We start from the raw sequence: 19,829 nt of genomic DNA, 5'->3' as shown, positions 1-19,829 counted from the left end.
GATGTAATTCCATGACAGACGCACTCAAGCGCCTCTCCGAAGAAGGCGTCGCGATCTGGCTGGACGACCTGTCGCGCAAGCGGATCACGTCCGGCAACCTGGCCGAACTGATCGACCAGCAGCACGTCGTGGGCGTCACCACCAACCCGTCGATCTTCCAGAAGGCGATCTCGCAGGGCGACGGCTACGACCAGCAGCTGTCGGACCTCGCCGCCCGCAAGGTCACCGTCGAAGAGGCCATCCGCATGATCACGACGGCGGACGTCCGTGACGCCGCCGACATCCTGCGCCCGGTCTTCGACGCCACCGGCGGCCAGGACGGCCGGGTCTCGATCGAGGTCGACCCGCGCCTGGCGCACCACACCAAGCCGACGGTCGCCGAGGCCAAGCAGCTCGCCTGGCTGGTCGACCGCCCCAACACGCTCATCAAGATCCCGGCCACGATGGGCGGCCTGCCGGCCATCAGCGAGGTCATCGGCCTCGGCATCAGCGTCAACGTCACGCTGATCTTCTCCCTGGAGCGCTACCGCCAGGTCATGGACGCCTACCTGTCCGGCCTGGAGCAGGCCAAGGAGCGCGGCCTGGACCTGTCGAAGATCCACTCCGTGGCGTCCTTCTTCGTGTCCCGCGTGGACACCGAGATCGACAAGCGCCTCGACGCGCTCGGCACCGACGAGGCCAAGGCCGCCCGCGGCAAGGTGGGCCTCGCCAACGCCCGGCTCGCCTACCAGGCGTACGAGGAGGTCTTCGCCGGCGAGCGCTGGGACGCGCTGGAGAAGGCGGGCGCCAACAAGCAGCGTCCGCTGTGGGCCTCCACCGGTGTGAAGGACCCCGCCTACAAGGACACCCTGTACGTGGACGACCTGGTCGCCCCGAACACGGTGAACACCATGCCGGAGGCGACCCTGTTCGCCACCGAGGACCACGGGCAGATCACCGGCGACACCGTCACCGGCACCTACGAGCAGGCCCGTGCCGAGATCGACGCCGTCGAGAAGCTCGGCATCTCCTACGACGAGGTCGTCCAGCTCCTCGAGGACGAGGGCGTGGAGAAGTTCGAGGCCTCCTGGAACGACCTGCTCAAGTCGACCGAGGCGGAGCTCCAGCGCCTCGCCCCCTCGGAGGGCTGAAATCTTGTCGAGCAGCAACCCGCTGCGTGACCCCGCAGACCGACGGCTCCCGCGTATCGCGGGGCCGTCGGGCCTGGTCATCTTCGGCGTCACGGGCGATTTGTCCCGGAAGAAGCTCATGCCCGCCGTGTACGACCTCGCCAACCGGGGTCTGCTGCCGCCGGGCTTCTCGCTGGTCGGCTTCGCCCGCCGCGAGTGGGAGCACGAGGACTTCGCGCAGGAGGTCCACGACGCGGTCAAGGAGCACGCCCGCACGCCCTTCCGCGAGGAGGTCTGGCAGCAGCTCGTCCAGGGCATGCGCTTCGTGCAGGGCACCTTCGACGACGACGAGGCCTTCGAGCGGCTGCGCGGCACCATCGAGGAACTCGACAAGGCACAGGGCACGGGCGGCAACTTCGCCTTCTACCTGTCCGTGCCGCCGCGCTCCTTCCCCGTGGTCATCCAGCAGCTGAAGAAGCACGGGCTGGCCGACCAGAAGGCGGGCTCCTGGCGCCGCGCGGTCATCGAGAAGCCGTTCGGTCACGACCTCGCCTCGGCCGAGGAGCTCAACAAGGTCGTCCACGAGGTCTTCGGCTCGGACCAGGTCTTCCGCATCGACCACTACCTGGGCAAGGAGACCGTCCAGAACATCCTGGCCCTGCGCTTCGCCAACACCATGTTCGAACCGATCTGGAACCGGTCCTTCGTGGACCACGTGCAGATCACGATGGCCGAGGACATCGGCATCGGCGGCCGGGCCGGCTACTACGACGGCATCGGCGCCGCCCGTGACGTCATCCAGAACCACCTGCTCCAGCTCATGGCCCTCACGGCCATGGAGGAGCCGGCCTCCTTCGACGCCGACGCGCTGGCCGCCGAGAAGACCAAGGTGCTCGGCGCGGTACGGCTGCCGAAGGACCTGGGCCGCGCCACCGTGCGCGCCCAGTACGCGGCCGGATGGCAGGGCGGCGAGAAGGCCGTCGGCTACCTCGAAGAGGACGGCATCGACCCCCAGTCGAAGACCGACACCTACGCGGCCGTCAAGCTGGAGGTCGACAACCGCCGCTGGGCGGGCGTCCCCTTCTATCTGCGCACCGGCAAGCGCCTCGGCCGCCGCGTCACCGAGATCGCGGTCGTCTTCCAGCGCGCCCCGCACTCCCCCTTCGACTCCACCGCCACCGAGGAACTCGGCGCGAACGCGATCGTCATCCGCGTCCAGCCGGACGAGGGCATCACGGTCCGCTTCGGCTCCAAGGTGCCCGGCACCTCGATGGAGATCCGGGACGTGTCGATGGACTTCGCCTACGGCGAGTCCTTCACCGAGTCCAGCCCGGAGGCCTACGAGCGCCTCATCCTCGACGTGCTGCTGGGCGACTCGAACCTCTTCCCCCGCACGGAAGAGGTGGAGCTGTCCTGGAAGATCCTGGACCCGATCGAGCAGTACTGGGACAAGAACGGCAAGCCCGCGCAGTACCCGTCGGGCACCTGGGGGCCGGTCGAGGCCGACGAGATGCTCGAGCGAGACGGACGGAGCTGGCGCCGGCCATGAAGACAGACCTCACGGACACCACTGCCAGCAAGATCAACAAGGCGTTGGTGCAAGGCAGGCGTGCGATAGGCACACCCGCCGTCGGCATGGTGCTCACCCTCGTCGTCGTCACGGACGAGGAGAACGCCTACGACGCCCTGAAGGCCGCCAACGACGCGTCGCACGAGCACCCCTCGCGCACGCTCGTGGTCATCAAGCGCGTCTCGCGGTCCCCCCGGGGCCGCACCCAGTCCCGGCTCGACGCCGAGGTACGGCTGGGCGCGGACGCGGGCAGCGGCGAGACGGTCATCCTCCGGCTGTACGGCGAGGTCTCCGACCACGCGCAGTCCGTCGTCCTGCCGCTGCTGCTGCCGGACGCGCCGGTCGTGGTCTGGTGGTCGGTGGACGCCCCGCGCGACCCGGCGGGCGACCCGCTGGGCGCCCTGGGCCAGCGCCGGGTCACCGACAGCTACGCGGCCGAGAAGCCCGTCAACGAGCTGCGGGCCCGTGCCGAGAGCTACGAGCCGGGCGACACCGACCTGGCGTGGGCCCGGATCACCCCGTGGCGCTCGATGCTGGCCGCCGCGCTCGACCAGGTCAGCTGCGAGATCGTGTCCGCCGAAGTGGCGGGCGAGGAGTCCAACCCGAGCGTCGAGCTGCTCGCCATGTGGCTCGCCGACCGGCTCCATGTGCACGTCCGCCGCGCCATCTCGGCCGGCCCGGGTCTGACCCAGGTCCGGATGGAGACCACCGGCGGTCCGATCACGCTGCACCGCTCGGACGGCGCGATGGCCACGCTGGCGCTGCCCGGCCAGCCGGACCGCGCGGTGGCGCTCAAGCGCCGCGAGACGTCCGAGCTGCTCGCGGAGGAGCTGCGCCGGCTCGATCCGGACGACACGTACGCCTCCGCCCTGCGCTTCGGCGTGGACCGGCTGGGCGGGATCCAGTCGGCCGCGGAACGGGAGGCGGAGCGGGCCGAGGCCGCCGCTCAGCCCCCGCCGTCCCTGCCGGTGCGCTCGGTGCCGGACCCGGCGCCCGCGGCCCGCGCCGCCGCGCCGGCCCCGCCGGCCGCCGCCCCGGCGGCTCCCGGCGACGCCGAGCGGCCCTCTCCGGCGCAGATGCCCCCGGTCAGGAAAGCGGATCCGCAGTGAGCACTCCCCAGCTGGTCGTGCACCACGACAAGGAACTGATGGCGCAGGCCGCCGCCGCGCGTCTCATCACGAAGATCGTGGACGCCCAGGCCTCCCGGGGCCAGGCGTCCGTGGTCCTCACGGGCGGCCGCAACGGAAACGGCCTGCTGGCCGCGCTGGCCGCCGCGCCCGCCCGTGACGCCGTCGACTGGGCCCGGCTGGACCTGTGGTGGGGCGACGAGCGTTTCCTGCCCGAGGGCGACCCGGAGCGCAATGTCACGCAGGCCCGTGAGGCCCTGCTGGACTCCGTCCCGGTGGACCCGAAGCGCGTGCACGCCATGCCCGCGTCCGACGGTCCGTACGGCGCCGACGTGGAGGCGGCCGCGGCCGCCTACGCCGAGGAGCTGGCCCGCGCGGCCGGCCCCGAGAACCACGGCGCCGTGCCCGCCTTCGACGTCCTGATGCTGGGCGTCGGCCCGGACACCCATGTGGCCTCGCTCTTCCCGGAGCTGCCGGCCGTGCGGGAGACCGAGCGCACGGTGGTGGGTGTGCGCGGCGCGCCCAAGCCCCCGCCCCATCGGGTCACCCTCACCCTCCCGGCGATCCGGGCGGCCCGTGAGGTGTGGCTGCTCGCGGCCGGCGAGGACAAGGCACGGGCCGCGGCGATCGCCCTGTCCGGCGCGGGCGAGATCCAGGCCCCCGCGGCGGGCGCCCGGGGCCGCTCCCGCACCCTGTGGCTGCTGGACACGGCGGCGGCCTCCCAGCTCCCGAGGTCGCTGTACCCGCCGGCGTTGTCGTAACCACCCGCACACGAGAACACGGCCGACGCCGGGCCCCTGGACGGGGCCCGGCGTCGACTTGTCGGCCCAGCGCCCCGTCAGGGCAGAACGCTCTCGTCCCAGGCCTCCGGCGTCATGCGGATCTGCTCCAGGAGTTCCTCGGACGTCGCCGGGTCGAAGAGCAGACCGTAGAGCTCCTCCGGAACGTACCTCGTTGATCACCGCCGTGGGCGTGGACCGGCCTTCGACCCCGCGTGAAGACCATGAAGCACGGCGGACCGCCGTACGCCGTGACCGCCGAAGCGTTTGCCGTGGCACCGTCCTTGTCGCCGGGTCGGGCCTCGCTGGATGCGTCCCCCGGCCGCATCCAGCGAGCGCCGGCCCCTGAAGATCCTCCGCTACCGGCCGCGCAGCTCGCGGTACTTGGCGACCAGGGCCTTGGTGGACGGGTCCAGGCCGGGGACCTCGGCGCCCTCGGTGAGGGCGGGTTCGACGCGCTTGGCGAGGACCTTGCCGAGCTCCACGCCCCACTGGTCGAAGGAGTCGATGTTCCAGACCGCGCCCTGCACGAACACCTTGTGCTCGTAGAGCGCGACGAGCTGGCCGAGGACCGAGGGGGTCAGCTCACGGGCGAGGATCGTGGTCGTCGGGTGATCGCCCCGGAACGTCTTGTGGGCCACCAGTTCCTCCGGCACGCCCTCGGCCCGCACCTCCTCGGGGGTCTTGCCGAAGGCCAGGGCCTGGGTCTGGGCGAAGAAGTTGGCCATGAGCAGGTCGTGCTGGGCCTTGAGTTCGTCGCTCAGCTCGGCGGCCGGCTCGGCGAAGCCGATGAAGTCGGCCGGGATGAGCTTCGTGCCCTGGTGGATGAGCTGGTAGTAGGCGTGCTGCCCGTTGGTGCCCGGCGTGCCCCAGACGACCGGGCCGGTCTGCCAGTCGACCCGCCTGCCGTCCCGGCCTACGGACTTGCCGTTGGACTCCATGTCCAGCTGCTGGAGGTAGGCGGCGAACTTGGACAGGTAGTGGCTGTAGGGCAGCACGGCATGCGACTGGGCGTCGTGGAAGTTGCCGTACCAGATGCCCAACAGGCCCAGCAGCAGCGGCACGTTGGACTCGGCGGGCGCGGTCCTGAAGTGCTCGTCGACGAGGTGGAAGCCGTCGAGCATCTCGCGGAAGCGGTCCGGCCCGATGGCGATCATCAGCGACAGGCCGATCGCCGAGTCGAAGGAGTAGCGGCCGCCGACCCAGTCCCAGAACTCGAACATGTTGGCCGTGTCGATGCCGAAGTCCGCGACCTTCTCGGCGTTCGTCGACAGTGCGACGAAGTGCTCGGCGACGGCCCTGTCGTCGCCCCCGAGCGCGTCCAGCAGCCAACTGCGGGCCGAGGTCGCGTTGGTGATCGTCTCGATGGTGGTGAAGGTCTTCGACGCGATGATGAACAGCGTCTCCGCCGGATCCAGGTCGCGAGTGGCCTCGTGCAGGTCGGCGCCGTCCACGTTGGACACGAAACGGACCGTGAGGTCGCGGTCGGTGTAGCCGCGCAGCACCTCGTAGGCCATCGCCGGGCCCAGGTCGGAGCCGCCGATGCCGATGTTCACCACGTTGCGGATCCGCCGGCCGGTGTGGCCGGTCCAGGCGCCGGAGCGGACGCGCTCCGCGAAGTGGGCCATCTTGTCGAGGACGGCGTGCACCGCCGGGACGACGTTCTCCCCGTCGACCTCGATCACCGCGTCGCGCGGGGCGCGCAGCGCGGTGTGCAGGACCGCCCGGCCCTCGGTGGTGTTGATCTTCTCGCCGCGGAACATGGCGTCCCTGAGGCCGAAGACATCGGTGGCGACGGCCAGTTCGCGCAGGTGCCGCAGCGTCTCGTCGGTGACGAGGTGCTTGGAGTAGTCGATGTGCAGGTCACCGACCCGCAACGTGTACCCCGTGCCGCGCTCGGGGTCGGCGGCGAACAGCTCCCGCAGCCGCACCTCGCCGAGTTCCTCGCGATGTTTGGCCAGAGCGGTCCACTCGGGCGTCTGGTTGAGCCTCGTACGGCCGTCTGCGTTCATGTCGGACTTCAGCCCTCTTTCCTCATCTGTCCGTGCTGCGCACGCCTTGCCCCGCCGGTCCCAACCTAGTTGATCAGCGCGTCGGGTGAGCCGACGTGCCACGGTCGTGGGGGGCAACAACAGGTACGTCCACCTGGCCCGCGGGTATCAACGCGGCGACGACGAGGGCGCACCGCGCGTACGGACGGCGAGGAGGGGCGGCCGGTGACCGGCCGTCAGACGGACGCAGGCCCCGCCGAGGGCCTCGAGGTCCGCTGCGGCGCGCCGCACGGGCGCGCGGGCGCGCGCGAGGGCGCCATGGAGGGACAACCCGCGGGCGGACGGCCGCCCGTGCGCGACACATCTCCGGCCAGGCACCCTCGGGTACCCGGCCGGTTCTCGTTCGTCAGATCTCGCCCCGCAGTTTGGCGAGCGCCTCGGCGAGGATCGCCTCGCCGTCCGCGTCACTGCGGCGCTCCCGCACATAGGCGAGGTGGGTCTTGTAGGGCTCGGTGCGCGGCGGGTCCGGGGGGTTGTCCCGGTCCTGTCCCGCGGGAAAGCCGCAGCGCGGGCAGTCCCAGGTGTCGGGAACCTGCGCGTCGCTGGCGAAGCTGGGCACCGTCTCGTGTCCGTTGGAGCACCAGAAGGAGATGCGCAGACGCGGCGCGGACTCGCCCCGCTCGGCCTCGCCCATCGGCCCCGCCCCGACCCGGCTTCCTCGGATCGCGTTGCCACTTGCCACGGTCGTAACTCCCTGCGTGATGGTGCCGCAAAGCGAGTCGGCGTTTCGCTTCGCTGCGAGCGCCTCAGTCTACGTAAGGCCCAACGCGCGTCCAGTGATTGGAGTTACAGCTCCCACACCTAGACGCAAGCCCCATGATAGGCCGCGCTCAGCTGCGCGTACCGAACATGGGGCCTTACGTACCGGAATGTGCGTGACTGTGCGAAGCTGATCAGCTGTTCGTCTTCATCACGATGCCGAGAACGATGATGCAGGCGAACCACAGCAGACCGATGACGACGGTGATGCGGTCGAGGTTGCGCTCGGCGACCGAGGAGCCGCCGACGGAGGACTGCATGCCGCCACCGAACATGTCGGAGAGGCCGCCGCCCTTCCCCTTGTGCATCAGCACCAGCAGCATCAGCAGCAGGCTGAAGACGATCAGGGCGATCGAGAACCCCAAAACCACGGCTGGACCAACTTCCTCGGATTCGGATAACGACTCGGACGAACGACGGGGGCATAGCGAGTACCGCTATGCCCCCGCAAGGGTACGACGGATCGCCGCTACCGCATACTCACAGCTCGGATCACTGGTCGCGGAAGCGCACGATCTTGACGAACTCGTCGGCGTCCAGCGAGGCACCGCCGACCAGCGCGCCGTCGATGTCGGCCTGCGCCATGATCTCGGCGACGTTGCCGGACTTCACGGAGCCGCCGTACTGGATGCGGACCTTGTCGGCCAGCTCCTGGGTGTAGAGCTCGGCGATCTTGCCGCGGATGGCGGCGCAGACCTCCTGCGCGTCCTCGGCACCGCAGACCTTGCCGGTGCCGATGGCCCAGACCGGCTCGTAGGCGATCACGATGGTCTCGGCCTGCTCGGCCGGGAGGTCCTTCAGACCGCCCTCGACCTGGGTGAGGGTGTGGGAGACGTGGTTGCCCGCCTCGCGGACGTCCAGTTCCTCACCGACACACAGGATCGGGGTCAGGCCGTGCTTGTAGGCGGCCTTGACCTTGGCGTTCACCAGTTCGTCGGTCTCGTTGTGGTACTGGCGGCGCTCGGAGTGGCCGATCGCCACGAACGTGCACTTCAGCTTGGCCAGCATCGAACCGGAGATCTCGCCGGTGTAGGCGCCGGAGTCGTGCGCCGAGATGTCCTGGGCGCCGTACTTGATCTTCAGCTTGTCGCCGTCGACCAGGGTCTGCACGGAGCGCAGGTCGGTGAAGGGCGGAAGGACGGCGACCTCGACGGCCTCGTAGTCCTTGTCGGCCAGGGCGAAGGCGAGCTTCTGGGTGTGGGCGATGGCCTCGAGGTGGTTGAGGTTCATCTTCCAGTTGCCCGCCATCAGCGGCGTGCGAGTGGTCATACGGGGTCAGCCCTCCAGTGCGGCGAGGCCGGGGAGCGTCTTGCCCTCGAGGTATTCGAGGGAGGCGCCACCACCGGTCGAGATGTGGCCGAATGCGTTCTCGTCGAAACCCAGCAGGCGGACGGCCGCGGCGGAGTCGCCACCGCCGACGACCGTGAAGGCCGGGGAGTCGATGAGGGCCTGGGCGACCGCCTTGGTGCCCTCGGCGTAGTCGGGGTGCTCGAAGACGCCCATGGGGCCGTTCCAGAAGACGGTTCCGGCGTCGGCGAGCTTCGAGGCGTACAGGGCACCGGTCTCGGGACCGATGTCGAGACCCATCAGGTCGGCGGGGATCGCGTCCGCGGCGACGGTGACGGGGTCGGACGGGGCCTTGGTCTTCAGGTCCGGGAACCGGGCCGCGGCCACGACGTCGACGGGCACGACCAGCTCGACGCCGTTCTTCTCGGCGCGCTCGACGTACTCGGTGACGACGGGCAGCTGATCGTCCTGGACGAGGGAGGCACCGATCTCGTACCCCTTCGCCTTGAGGAAGGTGAAGGCCATGCCGCCGCCGATGAGGATGCGGTCGGCCTTGCCGAGCAGCTGGTCGATGACGGCGAGCTTGTCGGAGACCTTGGAGCCGCCGAGGGCGACGACGTAGGGCCGCTTGACGTCCTCGGTGAGCTGCTTGAGGACGCCGACCTCGGTGGCGATCAGGAAGCCGGCCGCGTGCGGCAGCCGGGCCGGGAGGTCGTAGACGGAGGCGTGCTTGCGGTGCACCGCCCCGAAGCCGTCACCGACGTAGAGGTCGGCGAGTTCGGCGAGCCGGTCGGCGAAGGCGCCGCGCTCGGCGTCGTCCTTGCTGGTCTCGCCCGCGTTGAAGCGCAGGTTCTCGATCACGGCGACCCGGCCGTCGGCGAGGTCCGCGACGGTGGACCGCGCGGACTCGCCGACCGTGTCGGTCGCGAAGGCCACGGTCGTGCCGAGGAGTTCGCCGAGCCGGGCGGCGGCGGGGGCGAGGGAGAAGTCCGGGTCCGGCGCGCCCTTGGGGCGGCCCAGGTGCGAGGCGACGACCACCTTGGCGCCCGCGTCCGCGAGGGCCTTCACGGTGGGCAGGACGGCGCGGATACGGCCGTCGTCGGTGATGGTGCCGCCGGCGAGCGGCACATTGAGGTCGGCGCGGACGAAGACCCGCTTGCCTGCGACGCCTTCGGCGAGAAGTTCGTCGATCGTCTTCATTACGGGGGCTCCTGAGAAGGGCTCGTGGTGCTCGTGATCGCTCGTGATCGCCGGCGACCGTGAAGAAGGCTGATCCGTACGTGCGTCAGGGCTCGGGCGGCGCGTCCCCGCGCCGCCCGAGCCCTGCACTCACATCGAGGTGCCTGATCCTACGATCAGAGCTGGTTGCCGACGAAGACGGTCAGGTCGACGAGGCGGTTGGAGTAGCCCCACTCGTTGTCGTACCAGCCGAGGATCTTCACCGAGTTGCCCTCCTGGACCATGGTCAGGGAGGAGTCGAAGGTGCAGGAGGCCGGGTCGCTGACGATGTCCGAGGAGACGATCGGGTCCTCGGTGTAGGCCAGGTAGCCCTTGAGGTCGCCGTCCTCGGAGGCCTTCTTGAACGCGGCGTTGACCTCGTCCTTGGTGACCTCGCGCTGGAGCGTCACGACCAGGTCGGTGGCGGAGCCGGTCGGGACCGGGACGCGCATGGCGATGCCGTCCAGCTTGCCCTTGAGCTGCGGGAGGACCAGGGCGGTGGCCTTGGCGGCACCCGTCGTGGTCGGGATGATGTTCTCGGCGGCGGCGCGGGCGCGACGCAGGTCCGAGTGCGGGAAGTCCAGGATGCGCTGGTCGTTGGTGTACGCGTGGACCGTCGTCATCAGACCCTTGACGATGCCGAAGTTCTCGTCGAGGACCTTGGCCATCGGCGCCACACAGTTGGTGGTGCAGGAGGCGTTGGAGATGACGTGGTGATTGGCCGCGTCGTACTTGTCCTGGTTGACGCCCATCACGATGGTGATGTCCTCGTCCTTGGCCGGAGCCGAGATCAGGACCTTCTTGGCGCCGCCGGCGATGTGCTTCTCGGCGTCGGCCTTCTTGGTGAAGATGCCGGTCGACTCGATCACGATGTCGACGCCCAGGTCGCCCCACGGGATGTCCGCCGGGTTGCGCTCGGACAGCACCTTGATGGTGTGACCGTCGACAGTGATCGTGTCGGCGGTGTGCGACACCTCGGCCTTGAGACGGCCGAGGATGGTGTCGTACTTGAGCAGATGCGCGGTGGTCGCGGTGTCACCCAGGTCGTTGACAGCCACGATCTCGATGTCAGCACCCTGCTCCAGCAGCGCGCGGAAGTAGTTACGACCGATGCGGCCAAAGCCGTTGATGCCTACGCGGATCGTCACGAACCGATCTCCTCGTTGGTACGCCGGCTATGCGGTGCCGGCGAGCTGTATTTGGGATGTCCCCGACCACCCACGACCCTACCTCTCCGAGGCCGTCGGAGTGACATCGACTCCGCCCATACACGGCAGGGCGGTCCGTACCCGCCAGTAGGGGTACGGACCGCCCGGACCGGAAGGCCCGATCGCTCCATCCGGTCACGAACTGTCACCCGGAGTCGAAGCCGTTCCTCAGCCCTCGAGTGAGGCGAGCGCCTTTCCGATGAGCGCGACCCGGTCGGCCGCCGCGATGACGTGCTCCAGGCCGAAGCCCAGCAGCACCGTGTCGTCGGTGGTGACCGCGCCGTACGTCCGGAACAGGGTGCCGGTGCGCGCCCAGTCCTTCAGGACGGCCGGGCTGCCCGCCGGCGGACCCGCGGCCCGCCAGGCGCCGAGCGAGGTCTCGAAGCCCTCGGTCTCGGTGGCGGTGCCGCCGACGACCAGCGAGGCGTCGTCCACGAGGACGCCGTGGCCGCCGCTGCCGGGGTCGGTGACATAGGCGATCGAGACCTCGACCTGCTTGCCCGCGTAGGCGCTCAGGTCGAAGTTCACCTGCTGCCAGCCGCTGGAGGCGCCGGTGAGGGCGTTCCAGGAGCCGGTGGAGCCGGTCGCGGTGCAGTCGCCCGCACCGAGGGTGAGGTAGTGCCGCAGCCACGGGTGCTCGCCGATGTAGAAGCCGCCGCCGCACTCCGCGGGGACGGCGGTGCTGCTCGCGCCGCCCGCCTCGGGGAGCGTCGTCCAGTCGTCGGCGCCGACGGTGTGGATCTCGACGATCGCGTTGTCGTAGCCGGGCTCGGTGTCCCAGAGCAGCTGGGTGCGCAGGGTCGGCTTGCTCGCCGCGCCGACACCGCCGAGGTCGATGGTGCGGGTGAGGCGCTTGTAGGCGTCGTCGGTGTGCACGGCGGCGGCCATGTACGAGCCGGTGAACGGCCCGTACGGGTTGACCGTCCCGGCGAACTGGCCGGCGCCCGCGCTGGCGAACTGCGGGAACGCGGAGGACGGCAGCTCGTCCGAGGTGACGCCGTAGGTGCCCGCGCGGTCGAGCGGGTTGCCGGCCGCCGGGCCGAGGGCCGCGCCGGTTCCGGCGAGCTCGCCGGAGCCGGTGAAGCCGGTGGCGCCGGGGGTCGAGGTGCGGGAGTAGGCGCCCAGGTAGTACTGGCTGAAGTCGTTCGACGGGGTGCCGTCACCGAGATCGACGCTGCCGCCGGCCAGCTCGCCGGCCTCGATCAGCTTGCCGCCCTCGTTGAGGAAGGCGCGCAGCGCGAGCTGGGTCGGATTGCCCGGGACGCTCGCGCCCGTGTAGTGGACGACCGTGCCGAAGTGGCTCAGCACGCCGAGCGCGTCGGGCGCGCCCTGGGTGGCGACGTCCCAGACGATCGCCCTGCGGCCGTTGGCCTTCAGCGCGTCGACGTAGGTCTGCGCCTGTGTGGCGGCCGCGCCTTCCTCGGCCACGACCAGGGTGTCGGCCTGGGGACGCGCGGCGATCGTGTAGGTGAAGTGCGCGCTGGAGACCTTCTTGCCGTTCCTCGTCCCGCCCGTGAACCACACCTCGACCTTGTCGCCAGGCCGGCCGTCGCGCACCTCGGCCCGGTACTCGTCGTAGTAGAGGTTGTCGTCACCGCCGTACGTCTCGCCGCCCTTCCATGCCTTGAGGGCCCGGTCCCGGGTACGGCCGCCGTTGACGCGGTACTTGAGCTCCTTGTCGCGGATCGCCTTGCGTGCGACGACGGAGACCTCCTGGCCGGCGCCGCGCGCGTACGAGGTGGTGAACGGCGCCGGGGTGAAGTCGGCGGCGGACAGGCCGACCGAGGACTTCGGCTGGTCGGGCTGCGCGGCGGACTCGGCGACGGACAGCGCGAACGGGACGTTCTTGGCGAACTCGTCCTGGATCAGCTTCTCGTCGTCGGGGAAGTTGAAGACCGACTGGCAGTCGGAGGCGTTCCACTGGTCGTCCGGGTCGATGGCCGACGCGGTCTGGCACGTCGACATCTCGGGGGTGAACATCGCCGTGCCGTTGACGTTCGCCGCGTGCCCGTCGGCCTCGCCGTTGGTCGTGTACAACTCCGAGGAGACCTGCGGGTGGTAGCCCGGGACCGCGGAGTTTTCGGGGGTGCCTGCGAGCGCCTTGTAGACGACGTCGTCCGGGGTGTCGGTGGCGACCTGCCAGCCGACGCCGTAGAGCAGCAGCTCGGCGGCGGAGTGGTAGTTGATGCCGAACGTGAACCCGATCCGCTTCTCGAAGGCGTCGAGCGCCTTGGTCTCGGGCTCGGAGCCGGGGCTCGCGCCGCGGTAGGTCTGGCTGGTGGGGTTCGGGGACGAACCCTCGTCGTCGTAGCCCCACTTGTAGGGGAAGTTGCGGTTGAGGTCGACGCCGTCGCCGGTGGAGATCGCGCCGTCACCGTTGACGTCCCGCAGGTTCTTGCGCCAGAGGCGGTTGTCGGTGTTCTCGAAGGTGTAGTCGTAGCCGTCGGGGTTGGCCGACAGGACGAACCACAGCTCGCTGGAGTCGACGATCTTCTTGACGCGCCGGTCGCTCTTGTAGTTGTCCAGGTAGTGGTGCATCAGCCGCCGGGTCATCTCCGGGGTGATCCACTCCCGCGCGTGCTGGTTGGACATGTACAGGACCGAGGGCTTGGAGCCGTCCTTGGACTTCTTCGCGTCCTTGCTCAGTTTGAGCGCGAGGATGTCCTGGCCCTTCACCGTCTTGCCGATGGAGACGACCTTGGTGAGGCCGGGGTTCTGCTGAGCGGTGCGGAGGATCTCCTCCTTGAGCCCGCCGCTGCCGCTGTACGGCCGGAACACCCCGTCGGCGGCGGCCTCGACCCTGCTCTCCGCCTTGGCCGAAAGTGTGTGCTCGGTGAGGGCGACGCCCTGCTTCCCCAGCTTCTTCGCCTGCTTGTCGGTGAGGTAGACCTCGACCGTCGCGGTGCCCTTCTCGGGCGCCTGCTCGCTGAGTTCGTGACCGTCCTGGCCGGCCGCCAGCAGCAGGGGTACCTGCTGCTTGGTGACCTCCGCGCGGAAGACCTTGACCTCGTCCGCGTCGGGTTTCGGTGTGGTGCCGGGCTGTGCCTGGGCGATGGGTGCGAGTGCCGCTCCACCGAGCAGCAGCGCGCCGACAGCGAGGATCGATCTCGCTCTTCGTCTCATGAACCCCCCTAGCGTGAGTCCGCCCCAGCAGCGAACTCTGCCAGGCTCATGACAGTTCATGATCCAGTCAAGAGCGCCTCAAAGCCACGCAAACGCCGGTGGGGTCGCCCGATCGGGCGACCCCACCGGCGTTCTGAGGGGTGATCAGCCGACCAGGTTGTCGGCCAGCTCGTCGCTGAGGTTGGCGTCCGTGCCCGCGATGCCGAGGTCGGAGGCCCGCTTGTCGGCCATCGCCAGCAGCCGGCGGATCCGTCCGGCGACCGCGTCCTTCGTCAGCGGCGGGTCGGCGAGCGCGCCCAGCTCCTCCAGGGAGGCCTGCTTGTGGTCCATCCGCAGCCGGCCGGCCGCCGCGAGGTGCTCGGGCACCTCGTCGCCCAGGATCTCCAGGGCGCGCTGGACACGGGCCCCGGCGGCGACGGCCGCACGCGCCGAGCGGCGCAGGTTGGCGTCGTCGAAGTTCGCGAGCCGGTTCGCCGTGGCCCGCACCTCGCGGCGCATCCGGCGCTCCTCCCAGGCCAGCACCGACTCGTGCGCGCCCAGCCGGGTGAGCAGCGCGCCGATCGCGTCGCCGTCGCGGACCACGACCCGGTCGACCCCGCGCACCTCGCGGGCCTTCGCGGCGATGGACAGCCGGCGGGCGGCGCCGACCAGCGCGAGCGCGGCCTCCGGGCCCGGGCAGGTCACCTCCAGGGAGGACGAGCGGCCGGGCTCGGTCAGTGAGCCGTGCGCCAGGAAGGCCCCGCGCCAGGCCGCCTCCGCGTCACAGGTCGCGCCGGAGACCACCTGCGGGGGCAGACCCCGGATCGGGCGGCCACGGCCGTCGACCAGACCCGTCTGCCGGGCCAGCTGGTCACCGCCCGCGACCACCCGCACCACATAGCGCGAGCCGCGGCGCAGACCGCCCGGGGCCATCACGATCAGCTCCGAGCTGTGGCCGAAGATCTCCAGGATGTCCCGCTTGAGCCGGCGGGCCGCCATCGCCGTGTCCAGCTCCGCCTCGATCACAATCCGCCCGCTCACCAGGTGGAGGCCGCCGGCGAACCGCAGGATGGCGGAGACCTCCGCCTTTCTGCAACAGGTCCGGGTGACGGGGAGCCGGGAGATCTCGTCCTTCACCGCTGCCGTCATCGCCATGGGCCGATCCTTCCATGCATCCGAAAAATACGGTCGTACGCGGCGGCCAACAGCTCCGGGTCGTGCCTCGGGGTTCCGTCGGGCCGGGCCACCGGCGCCAGCTCGACCGCGGCCCCGAACCGTGTGGCGGCGTCGGTCAGCGAGTCGCGGTCGGGCACGGCGGCCACATCGGCCAGCACCACGTCCAGGGCGAGTTTAGGGGCGTGTCGTCCCAAAACCTCCAAATGACGCTGCGGGGAGAAGCCGTCGGTTTCTCCGGGCTGCGGTGCGAGGTTCAGGGAGAGCACCCGGCGCGCCTTCGTCTCCATGAGGGCGTCCAGCAGATCCGGCACCAGCAGGTGCGGCATGACCGAGGAGAACCAGGAGCCGGGCCCGAGCACCACCCAGTCGGCGTCCAGGACGGCGTCGACCGCCTCCGGGACGGCCGGCGGGTCGTTCGGCACCAGGTGCACGGACTGCACCTCGCCGGGCGTCAGCGCCACCGTGGCCTGTCCCCGCACGGTGTCCACGTCGTCCGGCCGCTCCGGGTCGTGGCCCTTGACCAGCGCCTGGAGCTCCAGCGGTACGGCGGACATGGGCAGCACCCGCCCGTGCGCGCCCAGCAGCTTGCCGACCAGGTCCAGGGCCATGACGTGATCGCCGAGCTGTTCCCACAGGGCGACGATCAGCAGATTGCCCACGGCGTGGCCGTTGATCTCGCCCTGCGACTGGAACCGGTGCTGGATGACCCGGGACCAGGTCTGGCCCCAGTCGTCGTCACCGCACAGCGCGGCCAGCGCCTTGCGCAGGTCACCGGGCGGCAGGACGCCCAGCTCCTCACGCAGCCGTCCGCTGGACCCGCCGTCGTCGGCCACCGTGACGACGCCCGTGAGGTCGCCGGTGATGCGGCGCAGCGCGGTGAGCGAGGCGGACAGTCCCATGCCGCCGCCGAGGGCGACGACCTTGGGCTGGGTGCCGCGGCGGCGCGGTTTGCCGCCGCGTGCCTCGACCGGCCGGACCACACGCCCGTCGGACGGGCTCCTGCGCAGCCGGCCGAGCCGTGGAGAGCGTCCTGTCATTCCCGTCCCATGTCCCGGTGCACGACCACCGTCTCCACGCCCTCGGCCGCGAGACGCGCGGCGAGCTTCTCCGACATGGCCACCGAGCGGTGCTTGCCGCCCGTACAGCCGACCGCGATGGTCACATAGCGCTTGCCCTCCCGGCGGTAGCCCGCGGCGACCAGCTGGAGGAGCTCGGCGTACCGGTCGAGGAACTCCTTGGCGCCGGGCTGGTTGAGGACGTACGCCGACACCTCCTCGTTGAGACCGGTGTAGGGGCGCAGCTCCGGAACCCAGTGCGGGTTGGGCAGGAAGCGCATGTCCACGACCAGGTCGGCGTCGACCGGCAGGCCGTACTTGAAGCCGAAGGACATCACGGTGGCCCGCAGCTCGGGCTCCTCGTCACCGGCGAACTGGGCGTCCATCTTGGCGCGCAGCTCGTGGACGTTGAGGCTGGAGGTGTCGATCACCAGGTCGGCGTCCCCGCGCAGCTCGCGCAGCAGTTCGCGCTCGGCGTCGATGCCGTCGACGATGCGGCCGTCGCCCTGGAGGGGGTGCGGACGGCGCACGGACTCGAAGCGACGTACCAGGGCGTCGTCGGAGGACTCCAGGAAGACGATCCGCCGGGTGACGCCCTTCGCCTCGAGGTCGGCGAGGGACTCGCGGAGGTTGTCGAAGAAGCGCCGGCCGCGGACGTCGACGACGACCGCGATCCGCGCCACGTTGCCCTGGGAACGGGCGCCCAGCTCCACCATGGTGGGGATCAGGGCGGGCGGGAGGTTGTCGACGACGAACCAGCCGAGGTCCTCCAGACACTTGGCTGCCGTCGAGCGGCCGGCCCCGGACATGCCGGAGATGATCACCAGCTCGGGGATGGCCGCGTCGGGGATCCCTGGCGGCGTGACGTCCGTACTCACCTGTGCTCCGTCTTCCTGGCGTGCTGCTTGCTGAGGGCTGTCGGGGACCGCGGGGTGCGCGGTGGAATCCTCGCCCGGTTCCCTGGGTCCCCGCTGGGGCGCGGCTGTGGGCACAGTAGTGGGCGCCTGTTCCGGCTCCGCCGTGGGGTGTGCGTCGTGCTCGGTCATGTCTCCTGCCCCCGTCGTTCTTCCGGGGCGCCCGCCGTCACGGGATCTCCGGGGGAACCCGCCGTCGTACCGGGTTCCTCGTCATCAATGATCTCTCCGGTCGCCGTGTTCACGGCGGGGGCGGGCGATGCCGCCCGGGCGAGGGCCGCGGCGATGGTCTCGGCCGTCTTGCGGCCTATGCCGGGAACCTCGCAGATCTGCTCGATCGTCGCGGCCCGCAGCCGCTTCACCGAGCCGAAATGCTTGATCAGCGCCTGCTTGCGGGTCTCGCCGAGGCCGGGCACCTCGTCCAGGGGGCCGGCCCGGAAGCGCTTGGCCCGCTTGGTGCGCTGGTAGGTGATGGCGAAGCGGTGGGCCTCGTCGCGGACGCGCTGGAGCAGATAGAGACCTTCGCTGCTGCGGGGCAGGACGACCGGGTCGTCGTCGTCCGGCACCCAGACCTCTTCCAGGCGCTTGGCGAGGCCGCAGACGGCGATGTCGTCGATACCCAGCTCGTCCAGCGCCCGCTTGGCCGCCGCGACCTGTGGCTGTCCGCCGTCGACGACGACGAGCTGAGGCGGGTAGGCGAACCGCTTGGGGCGGCCGTCGTCGTCCTTGAGGCTGCTGGTCAGGGGTGCTTCGGTGGCGTCGGTGAGGGCCGTCCCGTCGGTGCCGTCGAGCGGGTTCTCGCCGTCGCTCCACTCCCCCGTCCGCTCCTTCTCGGCGATGTAGCGCCGGAAGCGCCGGGTGATCACCTCGTGCATGGAGCGGACGTCGTCCTGGCCCTCGAAGCCCTTGATCTGGAAGCGGCGGTACTCGCTCTTGCGCTGGAGGCCGTCCTCGAAGACGACCATGGAGGCCACCACGTCGTCGCCCTGGAGGTGCGAGATGTCGTAGCACTCGATCCGCAGCGGCGCACTGTCCAGGTCGAGCGCCTCGGCGATCTCCTCCAGGGCGCGCGAGCGCGTGGTCAGGTCGGAGGCGCGCCTGGTCTTGTGCAGCACGAGCGCCTGCTGCGCGTTGCGCTCGACCGTCTCCATCAGCGCCTTCTTGTCGCCCCGCTGCGGGATGCGCAGCGACACGTTGGACCCCCGGCGCTCGGTCAGCCACAGCTGGACGGGTTCGACGGGCTCGGGCAGGGCGGGGACCAGGACCTCCTTGGGGACGGAGTCGCCCCGCTCCTCGCCGTACAGCTGCTGGAGGGCGTGCTCGACGAGGGCGCCGGTCGTGACGTCCTCGACCTTGTCGGTCACCCAGCCGCGCTGGCCGCGCACCCGTCCGCCGCGGACGTGGAAGATCTGGACGGCCGCCTCCAGCTCGTCCTCGGCGACCGCGATCAGGTCGGCGTCGGTCGCGTCCGCGAGCACGACCGCGTTCTTCTCCATGGCCTTCTTCAGGGCCTCGATGTCGTCCCGCAGGCGGGCGGCCCGCTCGTACTCCATCTCCTCGGCCGCCTCCGTCATCTGCTTCTCCAGCCGGCGGAGGTAGGTGCCGGTGCGGCCCCCCATGAAGTCGCAGAACTCCTCGGCGAGTTCGCCGTGCTCCTCGGCGGAGATCCGGCCGACGCACGGCGCGGAGCACTTGCCGATGTAGCCGAGCAGACAGGGCCGGCCGGTGCGGGCGGCGTTCTTGAAGACGCCGGCCGAGCAGGTGCGCACGGGGAAGACCCGCAGCAGCAGGTCGACGGTGTCCCGGATCGCCCACGCGTGCGCGTACGGCCCGAAATACCTGACGCCCTTCTTCTTGTGGCCGCGCATCACCTGGACGCGCGGGAACTCCTCGTTCATCGTCACCGCGAGGTAGGGATAGCTCTTGTCGTCGCGGTACTTGACGTTGAACCGGGGGTCGTACTCCTTGATCCAGGAGTACTCCAGCTGGAGCGCCTCCACCTCCGTGGACACCACGGTCCACTCCACCGAGGCGGCCGTGGTCACCATGGTGCGGGTGCGCGGGTGGAGCCCGGACAGGTCCTGGAAGTAGTTCGCCAGGCGCTGACGCAGGCTCTTCGCCTTTCCGACGTAGATCACCCGGCGGTGCTCGTCGCGGAAGCGGTACACCCCGGGGGAGTCCGGGATCTGTCCCGGCTTGGGGCGGTAGCTGGAGGGGTCGGCCATGTCTCACACCCTACTGGCGCGGGGTGACACTCCGGCGGGCTGTGGACGACGGCCGGGTGTCCGAGCGGGCTGTGGACGAGCGGGGCGCAGGGGCCCGGACCCGGAGGCATCGACTCGGCCACACGCACGTGCCACTCGGGCATCAGGTGTTGTCGGGACTAGGTCAACACGCTTCAATGCGGGGGGACTCGGGCCCTGAGGGCCGCCCTACGGATGTGAAGGAGCTCCGGCGACGCCGGAAAGGCCCCG

15 protein-coding genes are annotated in these 19,829 nt (G+C 70.4%); 4 read left to right on the top strand and 11 right to left on the bottom strand.

Annotation, left to right across the window (positions count from 1 at the left end; translation table 11 throughout):
* The first annotated feature begins 11 nt into the window (after nucleotides 1-11).
* From tal to pgl, 4 genes are read left to right on the top strand one after another with little or no spacing between them, the layout of a single operon-like run.
* On the top strand, nucleotides 12-1,130 hold the full coding sequence (gene tal / locus AOQ37_RS32265; protein ID WP_062649669.1) for a transaldolase: 1,119 nt from the start codon (nucleotides 12-14) through the stop codon (nucleotides 1,128-1,130).
* A gap of 4 nt (nucleotides 1,131-1,134) precedes the next feature.
* Entirely contained in the window at nucleotides 1,135-2,658 is a 1,524-nt protein-coding gene (zwf, locus tag AOQ37_RS32260; protein WP_062649667.1) for a glucose-6-phosphate dehydrogenase, read from the top strand.
* On the top strand, nucleotides 2,655-3,788 hold the full coding sequence (opcA, locus tag AOQ37_RS32255) for a glucose-6-phosphate dehydrogenase assembly protein OpcA (RefSeq protein ID WP_062649665.1): 1,134 nt from the start codon (nucleotides 2,655-2,657) through the stop codon (nucleotides 3,786-3,788). The genes zwf and opcA overlap by 4 nt, the downstream gene beginning before the upstream one ends.
* Nucleotides 3,785-4,567: a 6-phosphogluconolactonase gene (pgl, locus tag AOQ37_RS32250; protein WP_062649664.1), complete on the top strand. Its 783-nt coding sequence runs from the start codon at nucleotides 3,785-3,787 to the stop codon at nucleotides 4,565-4,567. Before opcA ends, pgl begins: the two co-directional genes overlap by 4 nt.
* Nucleotides 4,568-4,944: 377 nt before the next feature.
* Here the strand turns inward: pgl and pgi are convergent, their stop codons facing one another.
* The 11 genes from pgi to uvrC form a co-directional block, all read right to left on the bottom strand.
* Nucleotides 4,945-6,597, bottom strand: a complete 1,653-nt coding sequence (gene pgi / locus AOQ37_RS32245) for a glucose-6-phosphate isomerase (RefSeq protein ID WP_062649663.1) — start codon at nucleotides 6,595-6,597, stop codon at nucleotides 4,945-4,947.
* A 385-nt stretch (nucleotides 6,598-6,982) separates the two neighbouring features.
* Nucleotides 6,983-7,318: an RNA polymerase-binding protein RbpA gene (locus AOQ37_RS32240; protein WP_078077905.1), complete on the bottom strand. Its 336-nt coding sequence runs from the start codon at nucleotides 7,316-7,318 to the stop codon at nucleotides 6,983-6,985.
* A 211-nt stretch (nucleotides 7,319-7,529) separates the two neighbouring features.
* The gene (secG, locus tag AOQ37_RS32235) at nucleotides 7,530-7,760 is read right to left on the bottom strand and encodes a preprotein translocase subunit SecG (protein ID WP_020131907.1); all 231 of its coding nucleotides are present in this window, start codon (nucleotides 7,758-7,760) and stop codon (nucleotides 7,530-7,532) included.
* Between the two features lie 127 nt (nucleotides 7,761-7,887).
* Nucleotides 7,888-8,664, bottom strand: a complete 777-nt coding sequence (gene tpiA / locus AOQ37_RS32230; RefSeq protein ID WP_057599382.1) for a triose-phosphate isomerase — start codon at nucleotides 8,662-8,664, stop codon at nucleotides 7,888-7,890.
* Nucleotides 8,665-8,670: 6 nt separating this feature from the next.
* Nucleotides 8,671-9,882 carry a phosphoglycerate kinase gene (locus tag AOQ37_RS32225; protein ID WP_062649661.1) on the bottom strand — a complete coding sequence of 404 codons (1,212 nt, stop codon included), beginning with the start codon at nucleotides 9,880-9,882 and terminating at the stop codon, nucleotides 8,671-8,673.
* A 155-nt stretch (nucleotides 9,883-10,037) separates the two neighbouring features.
* Nucleotides 10,038-11,048 carry a type I glyceraldehyde-3-phosphate dehydrogenase gene (gap, locus tag AOQ37_RS32220; protein ID WP_057580303.1) on the bottom strand — a complete coding sequence of 337 codons (1,011 nt, stop codon included), beginning with the start codon at nucleotides 11,046-11,048 and terminating at the stop codon, nucleotides 10,038-10,040.
* Between the two features lie 228 nt (nucleotides 11,049-11,276).
* Nucleotides 11,277-14,231: a M14 family metallopeptidase gene (locus tag AOQ37_RS32215; RefSeq protein WP_062649659.1), complete on the bottom strand. Its 2,955-nt coding sequence runs from the start codon at nucleotides 14,229-14,231 to the stop codon at nucleotides 11,277-11,279.
* A 144-nt stretch (nucleotides 14,232-14,375) separates the two neighbouring features.
* Nucleotides 14,376-15,365, bottom strand: coding sequence for a DNA-binding protein WhiA (gene whiA, locus AOQ37_RS32210; RefSeq protein ID WP_062649657.1), 990 nt, complete (start codon nucleotides 15,363-15,365; stop codon nucleotides 14,376-14,378).
* Complete coding sequence (locus AOQ37_RS32205) at nucleotides 15,356-16,423, bottom strand: gluconeogenesis factor YvcK family protein (RefSeq protein WP_062649655.1); 1,068 nt, start codon at nucleotides 16,421-16,423, stop codon at nucleotides 15,356-15,358. Before AOQ37_RS32205 ends, whiA begins: the two co-directional genes overlap by 10 nt.
* Entirely contained in the window at nucleotides 16,420-17,487 is a 1,068-nt protein-coding gene (rapZ, locus tag AOQ37_RS32200) for an RNase adapter RapZ (RefSeq protein ID WP_062649653.1), read from the bottom strand. The genes AOQ37_RS32205 and rapZ overlap by 4 nt, the downstream gene beginning before the upstream one ends.
* Nucleotides 17,484-19,580 carry an excinuclease ABC subunit UvrC gene (uvrC, locus tag AOQ37_RS32195; protein WP_062649651.1) on the bottom strand — a complete coding sequence of 699 codons (2,097 nt, stop codon included), beginning with the start codon at nucleotides 19,578-19,580 and terminating at the stop codon, nucleotides 17,484-17,486. Before uvrC ends, rapZ begins: the two co-directional genes overlap by 4 nt.
* Nucleotides 19,581-19,829 lie beyond the last annotated feature (249 nt).

It is taken from the genome of Streptomyces maremycinicus (genome assembly GCF_001184025.1).
Taxonomy (GTDB): Bacteria; Actinomycetota; Actinomycetes; order Streptomycetales; family Streptomycetaceae; genus Streptomyces; species Streptomyces maremycinicus.
The sequence above is the reverse complement of the archived record's forward strand: the minus strand, read 5'-3'. Positions and strand labels throughout refer to the sequence as shown.

Bases quoted from the DNA above. Each gene is read 5' to 3' on its own strand.
- whiA (WP_062649657.1), bottom strand. From the start codon at position 15,365: ATGGCGATGACGGCAGCGGTGAAGGACGAGATCTCCCGGCTCCCCGTC.
- tpiA (WP_057599382.1), bottom strand. From the start codon at position 8,664: ATGACCACTCGCACGCCGCTGATGGCGGGCAACTGGAAGATGAACCTC.
- tal (WP_062649669.1), top strand. From the start codon at position 12: ATGACAGACGCACTCAAGCGCCTCTCCGAAGAAGGCGTCGCGATCTGG.
- AOQ37_RS32225 (WP_062649661.1), bottom strand. From the start codon at position 9,882: ATGAAGACGATCGACGAACTTCTCGCCGAAGGCGTCGCAGGCAAGCGG.
- uvrC (WP_062649651.1), bottom strand. From the start codon at position 19,580: ATGGCCGACCCCTCCAGCTACCGCCCCAAGCCGGGACAGATCCCGGAC.
- rapZ (WP_062649653.1), bottom strand. From the start codon at position 17,487: ATGACCGAGCACGACGCACACCCCACGGCGGAGCCGGAACAGGCGCCC.
- AOQ37_RS32205 (WP_062649655.1), bottom strand. From the start codon at position 16,423: ATGACAGGACGCTCTCCACGGCTCGGCCGGCTGCGCAGGAGCCCGTCC.
- pgi (WP_062649663.1), bottom strand. From the start codon at position 6,597: ATGAACGCAGACGGCCGTACGAGGCTCAACCAGACGCCCGAGTGGACC.
- AOQ37_RS32215 (WP_062649659.1), bottom strand. From the start codon at position 14,231: ATGAGACGAAGAGCGAGATCGATCCTCGCTGTCGGCGCGCTGCTGCTC.
- opcA (WP_062649665.1), top strand. From the start codon at position 2,655: ATGAAGACAGACCTCACGGACACCACTGCCAGCAAGATCAACAAGGCG.